Source organism: Amycolatopsis silviterrae, from assembly GCF_042684085.1.
GTDB classification, from domain to species: domain Bacteria; phylum Actinomycetota; class Actinomycetes; order Mycobacteriales; family Pseudonocardiaceae; genus Amycolatopsis; species Amycolatopsis silviterrae.
The window spans coordinates 1-8,048 of sequence record NZ_JBHUKS010000019.1 but is presented as its reverse complement, the minus strand read 5'-3'; the positions used below and the strand labels follow the sequence as shown (position 1 = coordinate 8,048).

Below are 8,048 nucleotides of genomic sequence, written 5' to 3'. Positions count from 1 at the left end.
GAGTGGTGTGCCCGGCCCCCCCGGGCCCAGCACACCACTCGGTCAGACGCCGACTAAAGGCGATCCCGCCCGCGGCGGCGAAGCCGACGCCATCAAACACAGTTCGCGTGCCGCACCTTCCCCGAAAACCCGCCCCCGACTGACTCACCCACAACCGCACCCAGCCCCACCCCCCCCCCCCGAACGACCCCATGTCTAATCCGTGTGAGTCCCTGTGCGCGTTCTCAGCAAAATCGTCATAACGTTCGCGTCGTGCCCCGAATCCCGCTTCCCCGCACCCGCGGCTCCCGGCTCACCGCCGTCGCCGCCGTGGTGCTGGTCGCCGCTGCCGCGGTGACCGTCTGGGCGACCCGCGACCGCGGTCCCGCGCCGGTCCGGACCCAGGACGCGTTCGTCGCGATGCCCGCTGCTCCTGGTTCGCCCGATCAGGTAAAGATCGACACCACGACCTACTACCCCGAACACACGCCCGCGCCCGCGGTATTGCTCGCGCACGGCTTCGGCGGCGACAAGTCCAGTGTGGACCCGCAGGCGCGCGAGCTGGCCCAGCGCGGGTTCGTGGTGCTCGCCTGGTCCGCGCGCGGATTCGGGCACAGCACCGGAAAGATCGGGCTGAACGACCCGGATCGCGAGGTCGCCGACGCGCGCCGCCTGGTCGACCGGCTGGCAGCGAGCCAAGAAGTGGCGAAAGGGTCCGGCGGAGCGCCCGAGATCGGGGTGACCGGGGCGTCGTACGGCGGTTCGCTGTCGCTGCTGCTCGCCGGGACCGATCAACGGGTGCGCGCGCTCGCGCCGATGATCACCTACAACGACCTCGGCCAGGCACTCGTGCCGAACGCCGCTGCGACCGCAGCCCCGTCGGCGAAGACTCCGGCGGCTGGCGCGTTCTCCCCGGACGGCGTCTTCAAGAAGAGCTGGGCGGGCATCTTCTTCTCCGCTGGCTCGGGTGCGGCCGCGGCCAGCACGCCGTCCGCCGAAGCGCCGGAAGCGGGACAGAAGACCAATGACAGCGGCAGCACGGCGGGAAACAGCGGCGGCACCGCACCGCAGGCCGCCGCGCCTCCGGCCGGGGCGCGGGCTGAGCGGCCGTCCGCGGATCCCTGCGGACGGTTCACCGCGGAGGTCTGCCAGGCGTACGCGGAACTGGCGACCACCGGCAAGGCCAGCCCGGCGACGGTCGCGCTGCTGCACCGCGTCTCCCCCGCCTCGGTCACCGAGAAGATCACCGCGCCGACGCTGCTCGTGCAGGGCGAGAGCGACACGTTGTTCGGGCTCGACCAGTCCGACGCCACCGCCCGGCAGATCACCGCGGCGGGCGGTTCGGTGCGCACGATCTGGTACACCGGCGGGCACGACGGCGGCATCCCCGGACCGCAGCTGCGCGCGAAGATCGGCGACTTCCTGTGGGCGTCGCTCACCGGGCAGGGCGACCCCGGCCACGGATTCAGCTACGACGTCCAGGGCACGTTGCGCGCCAACGGAACCCCGTCGGTCCGGACGGTCAACGCCGCCGAGTACCCGGGCCTCGCCGGTGCCGGGACCGAGCGGAAGCAGGTGGCGCTCACCGGTCCCGCGCAGCCGATCGTCCGGCCCGCGGGCGCGAATCCCGCTGCGGTGAGCGGGATTCCGGGGCTCAACGCGCTCGCGTCGGGCACCTCGCGGCTGGCTCCGCTGTTCAGCAGCGACCCGCCGGGGCAGGCCGCGCAGTTCGGCACCTCGCCGTTCGGCAGTCAGGTGCTGCTGTCCGGTTCGAGCACGGTCCGGCTGCAGGTCGCGACCGACCCGGCGCATCCGCAGCCGGAAGCCGTGCTGTTCGCGAAGCTTTACGACGTCGGCCAGGACGGCACCCGTGTGCTGCCCGCGAACGCGGTCGCGCCGTTCCGGGTCACCGGGCTGCCCGCCGACGGCACGCCGGTCGACGTCACGGTGACGCTGCCGGGCGTCGTGCGGCCGATCGACGCCGGGCATTCGCTGCGGCTCGTGGTCGGCACGACTGACCAGGCGTACTCGGTGCCGGCGCAGCCGGGAGTCTTCCGGGTCGGGCTCGCCCCGGGCGCGGCGCTCGCCGTTCCGGTGGTGCCGGGCGCTTCGGTCGGTGCTCCGCTGCCGGTCGCGCAGCTGATCGGCATCGGCGCGACGCTGCTGGTCGCGCTCGCGGTGGTCGTGGTCGCGGTGATCCGGCGCCGCCGGGCGCACGACGTCGACCCGGAACTCGCGGACACTCCGCTGGTGATCAAGGGGCTGCGCAAGCAGTACGCGGGCGGCTTCACCGCGGTCCGGGACCTGTCGTTCCGCGTCGAACCGGGCCAGGTGCTCGGCCTGCTCGGCCCGAACGGCGCGGGCAAGACGACCACGCTGCGGATGCTGATGGGCCTGATCACGCCGACCGCGGGCGAGATCCGGGTGTTCGGTCACCGGATCACGCCGGGCGCGCCGGTGCTGTCGCGGATCGGGTCGTTCGTCGAGGGGTCCGGGTTCCTGCCGCATCTGTCCGGCAAGGCGAACCTGGAGCTGTACTGGGCCGCGACCGGGCGGCCGGTCGAGAAGGCGCATTTCACCGAGGCGCTGGAGATCGCCGGGCTCGGCGACGCGGTGCACCGGCGGGTGAAGACGTACAGCCAGGGCATGCGGCAGCGGCTCGCGATCGCGCAGGCGATGCTCGGGCTGCCGGAGCTGATGGTGCTCGACGAACCGACCAACGGGCTCGACCCGCCGCAGATCCACCAGATGCGGGAGGTCCTGCAGCGCTACGCCGCCACCGGACGCACCGTCGTCGTCTCGAGCCACCTGCTGGCCGAGGTCGAGCAGACGTGTTCGCACGTGGTGGTCATGCACCGCGGGAGGCTCGTGGCCTCGGGCGAGGTCGGCGAGCTGGCGGCCTCGAGCGGCGAGGCCACGTTCCGGGTCGGCGATGCGGCGGCGGCCGCGGCGGCGCTCAAGAGCGTCGGCGGGGTGTCGGACATCGAGACCGAGGGCGACCTGGTGCACGCGAATCTCGACGGGCTGCCGCGCGCCGACGCGGTCGCGGCGCTCGTGCGCGCCGGGGTCGCGGTGGAGCAGGCCGGGCCGCGCCGACGGCTCGAAGACGCGTTCCTGCAGCTGGTGGGAGAGGATTCATGAGCGAGGGCAACGGTTCCGGCGGGGTGCACACCGACCCGGCGGCGCTGCAGGAGCTGAGCGAACTGGCCACGGCGGAACCGGCCGAGGTCGGCCCGGACGGCGCGGTGGCCGGCTACCGCGCCGACCGGACGCTGCGGCTGAGCGTGGAGCTGAAGCGGCAGCTGCGCCGCCGGCGGACCCAGCTGGTGCTGGCGTTCGTCGCGGTGCTGCCGTTCATCCTCGTGGTCGCGTTCCAGATCGGGCAGGCGAATCCGAACCGCCGCTCCGGCGGGTTCGTGGACCTCGCGACGGCGAGCGCGCCGAACTTCGTGGTGCTCGCGTTCTTCGTGTCCGGCACGTTCCTGCTGCCGATGATCGTCGCGCTGTTCTTCGGCGACACGATCGCGAGCGAATCGTCGTGGTCGAGCCTGAAGTACCTGCTGGCGATCCCGGTGCCGCGGCACCGGCTGCTGCGGCAGAAGGCCGTGGTGTCCGGGCTGCTGTCGATCGCCGCGCTGGTGCTGCTGCCGGTGGTTTCGCTGCTGGTCGGCGTCCTCTGGTACGGCGCGGGCGACGCGATCAGCCCCACCGGCGACGCGATCAGCTTCGGCGACAGCCTGCTGGCGCTGCTGATGTCCACTGTGTACATCGTGGTGCAGCTGGCCTGGGTCGCCGGGCTCGCGCTGCTGCTGAGCGTGTCCACCGAAGCTCCGCTGGGCGCGGTCGGCGGGACGGTGCTGGTGGCGATCCTGTCGCAGATCCTCGACCAGATCACCGCGCTGGAGGGCTTGCGGAACTATCTGCCGACGCATTATTCGTTCGCCTGGATCGACCTGATCTCCACCGACATCGACTGGACGAACCTGGCCAGCGGGGTGCTGTCGTCGGTGATCTACACGACGGTGTTCCTGCTGCTGGCGGGCCGCCGGTTCGCGCGCAAGGACGTCACCAGCTGAGCCGGATGTCCGGTACGGTTCGGCGCGTGACGATCCACCTGGAACTCGATGCCGGCGTCGCACTCGTGACCCTCGACCACGGGCGCGGCAACACCCTCGACACCGCCACCTGCAAAGAGCTGGTGATCAGACTCGAAGAAGCGGACGCGGCCGGGGCCCGCGCCGTCGTGCTCACCGGATCCGGCGACATGTTCTCCGCCGGAGTGGACCTGCTCGCCATCGACGAGGGCGGCGCGCGCTACGTCAGCGACTTCCTGCCGGCGCTGTCGGACGCGTTCCTGGCCGTCTTCGGCTTCCCGCGCCCGGTGGTGGCCGCGGTGAACGGCCACGCCATCGCCGGCGGCATGGTCCTGGCCGCGGCGTGCGACCACCGGATCGCCGCGGAAGGGCCCGGCCGCATCGGCGTGACGGAGCTGCTGGTGGGCGTGCCGTTCCCGTTGTCAGCGCTGGAAATCCTGCGCTGCGCCTACGGGACGACACCGCTGCCGTCCCTCATCTACAGCGGCGCGACGGTCACCATGGCTGACGCACTCCCCCGCGGCCTGGTCGACGAGGTCGTACCCGCGGAGGACGCGCTCGGCCGGGCCCGCGAACTGGCCACCCGCCTCGGCGAACTGCCCGCGGAGGCGTTCGCGCACACGAAGCAGCAGCTGCGGCAGCCGTACCACCAGCGGATCGCGGAGAACCGCGTGTCCGACGATGCGCAGGTGGAACGGCTGTGGCGCTCGGAACCGGCGCTGGCGGCGGTGAAGGCATACGTGGAGAAGGTGCTGAAGCGCTGAGCTTTCCGGCCCGCCCGCCCAGGTCAGGCCTGGCGCGGGGGACTTTCTTTCCCCGGCTCTGCCCGAACACCCATTGCTTCGGCCGCACGTTTCTGTGAAAGTCGAGTCGAGGGTCCGGGAACCGGGGGTGCCTCGTTCGCAGCGCACCCCCGGGGCCGGGGGTTCCGGCGGGCCGTCAGTGCTCCCCCAGCTTGACCAGTTCGAGGTCGGTCTGCGGGAAATCGTCGCCGATGCAGAGCAGCGGTTCTCCGGCGATCTTCGCGGTGGCGTAGCTGTGGCAGTCGCCGAGATTCAGCTTCGCCGGATGGCGGCCTTTGCCGAACTGGCTGAAGGCGTCGATGGCGATCTCGCTGTGTTCCTCGGTGAAGGGGACGACCGCGATGTGGTTGTCCTGCATGAATCTGGCCAGCGCGAGCCGCCCCCGGGAACCGAGCCGCACCGTCAAGACGACGCCCACCTCGACCAAGGTCGGCGCGCCGATTCTCGGCGCGGTCGCCTCGGCGAGGCGTTCTTCGAGCTGATCGTGGCCCGGCTCGCGCAGGAGAATCGCCACGATCGCGGAGCTGTCGATGATCACACGCCCTCCGGCCCGAACCCGAGGATGTCTTCTTCCTCTTCCTTGGAGAGCGGCTTTCCCAGCTCCTCGGGCGGAATGAGCGGCCAGATCTCCTCTTCGAGCATCCGGCGCAGCTGCTTCAGCCGCTCCTCGGCGTTCTCGTGTTTGCGCAGCTGGTCCCGGCGCAGCTGAAGGGACTCGCGGACCGCACCGGTTTTGGTGGTGCCGGTCAGCTCGGCCACCTCGGCCGCCAGGCGCTCCGCGTCCGGGTCCTTGATATTCATCGCCATGGTGTAACGGTACCCGATATGGTGTAACTACTTAATACCGGCCGCGTCCATCCCCCGCAGTTCCTTCTTCAGGTCGGAGACCTCGTCGCGCAGCCGGGCGGCCAGTTCGAACTGCAGGTCGCGGGCGGCTTGCATCATCTGGTCGGTCATCTGCTGGATGAGGTCGGCCAGTTCGGCGCGCGGCATCGACGAGACGTTCTTGTCGGTGAGCATGCCCGAGCTGCGGACGCGGTCGCCCTGTTCCGGCTTCTTGCCGCGCGAGGCGTTGCGGCCCGAGCCGCCGACCGCGACCGACTCGTCGGAGTCTTCGGCCTCGTTGTAGACGCGGTCGAGGATGTCGGCGATCTTCTTGCGCAGCGGCTGCGGGTCGAGGCCGCGCTCCTCGTTGTAGGCGACCTGCTTGGCGCGGCGGCGGTCGGTCTCGTCGATCGCGTACTGCATCGAGTCAGTGATCTTGTCCGCGTACATGTGGACCTCGCCGGACACGTTCCGCGCCGCGCGGCCGATGGTCTGGATCAGCGACGTGCCGCTGCGCAGGAAGCCTTCCTTGTCCGCGTCGAGGATCGCGACCAGCGACACCTCGGGCAGGTCGAGGCCCTCGCGCAGCAGGTTGATGCCGACCAGGACGTCGTAGTCGCCCGCGCGCAGCTGGCGCAGCAGCTCGACCCGGCGCAGGGTGTCGACCTCCGAGTGCAGGTACCGGACCCGGATGCCCAGCTCCAGCAGGTAGTCCGTGAGGTCCTCGGCCATCTTCTTGGTGAGCGTGGTGACCAGGACGCGCTCGTCCTTGTCCGCGCGCTCGCGGATCTCGTGCACCAGGTCGTCGATCTGGCCCTCGGTGGGCTTCACGACCACCTTCGGGTCGACCAGGCCAGTGGGCCGGATGACCTGCTCCACGAACTCGCCGCCGGTCTGGCCCATCTCGTACGGGCCCGGCGTCGCCGACAGGTACACCGTCTGCCCGATCCGGTCGGAGAACTCCTCCCAGGTGAGCGGCCGGTTGTCGACCGCGCTCGGCAGCCGGAACCCGTAGTCGACGAGGTTGCGCTTGCGGCTCATGTCGCCCTCGTACATGCCGCCGATCTGCGGCACCGTCTGGTGCGATTCGTCGATGACCAGCAGGAAGTCTTCCGGGAAGTAGTCGATGAGCGTGGCCGGGGCGGTGCCGGCCCCGCGGCCGTCGATGTGCCGCGAGTAGTTCTCGATGCCGGAGCAGAACCCGACCTGGCGCATCATCTCGATGTCGTAGGCGGTGCGCATCCGCAGCCGCTGGGCTTCCAGCAGCTTGCCCTGCTTCTCCAGGTCGGCCAGCCGCTCCTCCAGCTCGGACTCGATGCCGCGGATGGCCTTCTCCATCCGCTCCGGGCCCGCGACGTAGTGCGTGGCCGGGAAGATCCGGACCTCCTCGACCTCGCGCACGATGTCGCCGGTGAGCGGGTGCAGGTAGTACAGCTTGTCGATCTCGTCGCCGAAGAACTCGACGCGGATCGCCAGCTCCTCGTACGCCGGGATGATCTCCACCGTGTCGCCGCGGACCCGGAAGGTGCCGCGCGCGAACGCGATGTCGTTGCGCGAGTACTGCACGTCGACCAGCGCGCGCAGCAGCACGTCGCGCTCCACCGTGCCGCCGACCTCCAGCTTCGTGGACCGGTCGAGGTACGACTGCGGCGTGCCGAGGCCGTAGATGCAGGAGACGGACGCGACCACGATGACGTCGCGCCGCGAGAGCAGGTTCATCGTGGCGGAGTGGCGCAGCCGCTCGACGTCGTCGTTGATCGACGAGTCCTTCTCGATGTACGTGTCCGTCTGCGCGATGTACGCCTCGGGCTGGTAGTAGTCGTAGTAGCTGACGAAGTATTCGACCGCGTTGTGCGGGAACAGCTCGCGCAGCTCGTTGGCCAGCTGCGCGGCCAGCGTCTTGTTCGGGGCCATGACCAGCGTGGGCCGCTGGACACGCTCGATCAGCCACGCGGTGGTGGCCGATTTGCCGGTGCCGGTGGCGCCCAGCAGCACGACGTCTTTCTCGCCCGCCTTGATCCGGCGTTCGAGGTCGTCGATGGCCGCCGGCTGGTCGCCGGCGGGCTGGTACTCGCTGACCACCTCGAACCGGCCGCCGGCGCGAGGCACCTCGGAGACCGGGCGGAAGTCGGACTGGGCGAGGACGGGGTGTTCGGTTGCGAAAGCCACGAGGACCAGGGTAGGCCGGGGCACCGACAATTTCCGCGACGGCCGGGCTGAGCTGGGGATCCGACGCCTGCCCGCCCAGGTCGAACGCCTGGCGGCGCCAGAGCGGGGTTGCTGTCCGTGAAGACATCCCTGGGTTTTGGTTGTCAAGCGGCGGTGTGTTGTTGTGTGTTGTGGTGGG

General features: G+C 70.5%; 6 protein-coding genes. 3 read left to right on the top strand and 3 right to left on the bottom strand.

All coding sequences use genetic code 11. From position 1 onward, the window contains the following. Window positions 1–252 precede the first annotated feature (252 nt). The 3 genes from ACFSVL_RS27250 to ACFSVL_RS27240 are packed head-to-tail and all read left to right on the top strand — an operon-like array spanning window position 253 to window position 4,837. Window positions 253–3,120 carry an alpha/beta fold hydrolase gene (locus ACFSVL_RS27250; RefSeq protein ID WP_378308406.1) on the top strand — a complete coding sequence of 956 codons (2,868 nt, stop codon included), beginning with the start codon at window positions 253–255 and terminating at the stop codon, window positions 3,118–3,120. After that, on the top strand, window positions 3,117–4,055 hold the full coding sequence (locus ACFSVL_RS27245) for an ABC transporter permease (RefSeq protein WP_378308405.1): 939 nt from the start codon (window positions 3,117–3,119) through the stop codon (window positions 4,053–4,055). The genes ACFSVL_RS27250 and ACFSVL_RS27245 overlap by 4 nt, the downstream gene beginning before the upstream one ends. A 26-nt stretch (window positions 4,056–4,081) precedes the next feature. Continuing rightward, on the top strand, window positions 4,082–4,837 hold the full coding sequence (locus tag ACFSVL_RS27240) for an enoyl-CoA hydratase/isomerase family protein (protein WP_378308404.1): 756 nt from the start codon (window positions 4,082–4,084) through the stop codon (window positions 4,835–4,837). A gap of 175 nt (window positions 4,838–5,012) precedes the next feature. Here the strand turns inward: ACFSVL_RS27240 and ACFSVL_RS27235 are convergent, their stop codons facing one another. The 3 genes from ACFSVL_RS27235 to uvrB are packed head-to-tail and all read right to left on the bottom strand — an operon-like array spanning window position 5,013 to window position 7,870. Next, a complete protein-coding gene (locus ACFSVL_RS27235; protein ID WP_378308403.1) occupies window positions 5,013–5,414 on the bottom strand; it encodes a type II toxin-antitoxin system VapC family toxin in 402 nt (133 codons plus the stop codon). After that, window positions 5,411–5,683, bottom strand: coding sequence for a type II toxin-antitoxin system VapB family antitoxin (locus ACFSVL_RS27230; RefSeq protein ID WP_378308402.1), 273 nt, complete (start codon window positions 5,681–5,683; stop codon window positions 5,411–5,413). The genes ACFSVL_RS27235 and ACFSVL_RS27230 overlap by 4 nt, the downstream gene beginning before the upstream one ends. A gap of 27 nt (window positions 5,684–5,710) precedes the next feature. Then, a complete protein-coding gene (uvrB, locus tag ACFSVL_RS27225; protein ID WP_378308401.1) occupies window positions 5,711–7,870 on the bottom strand; it encodes an excinuclease ABC subunit UvrB in 2,160 nt (719 codons plus the stop codon). Window positions 7,871–8,048: the final 178 nt, after the last annotated feature.

Bases quoted from the DNA above. Each gene is read 5' to 3' on its own strand.
- ACFSVL_RS27230 (WP_378308402.1), bottom strand. From the start codon at position 5,683: ATGGCGATGAATATCAAGGACCCGGACGCGGAGCGCCTGGCGGCCGAG.
- ACFSVL_RS27245 (WP_378308405.1), top strand. From the start codon at position 3,117: ATGAGCGAGGGCAACGGTTCCGGCGGGGTGCACACCGACCCGGCGGCG.